1 protein-coding gene is annotated in these 287 nt (G+C 39.7%); it reads right to left on the minus strand.

From position 1 onward, the window contains the following. Window positions 1–233 (minus strand): pilus assembly protein PilM (pilM, locus tag AAEY83_RS14035; RefSeq protein WP_351059768.1); only part of this gene is annotated, 233 nt, incomplete at its 3' end. Between the last annotated feature and the right edge of the window lie 54 nt (window positions 234–287).

Genomic DNA, 287 nt, shown 5'->3' on the forward strand with positions numbered 1-287 from the left:
GTTGAAAAACTCCTTAATGCCAACCCTGTTGCAATTGCAAACTGCGTTTTGTGACGCTGCATTATATTACGGTCTACCTTTGGGGAAATTTCCATATTTACAAAAGGCTCTGCAACAACTGAGTGGATACCGAGTTCTTCAATAAGCAATCGGTCGATACCTTTTATCATCGATGTACCGCCCGTTAATACAATATAATCTATTTGCTCTTTACCGCTGGTTGTTAAAAACATTTGCACAGCTCTGCGAACTTGTTGAAGTAACGAAGTTTGAAAAGGGGCTAATAC

It is taken from the genome of Psychrobacter sp. TB20-MNA-CIBAN-0197 (assembly GCF_040309765.1).
In the GTDB taxonomy this organism is placed as follows: Bacteria; Pseudomonadota; Gammaproteobacteria; order Pseudomonadales; family Moraxellaceae; genus Psychrobacter; species Psychrobacter submarinus.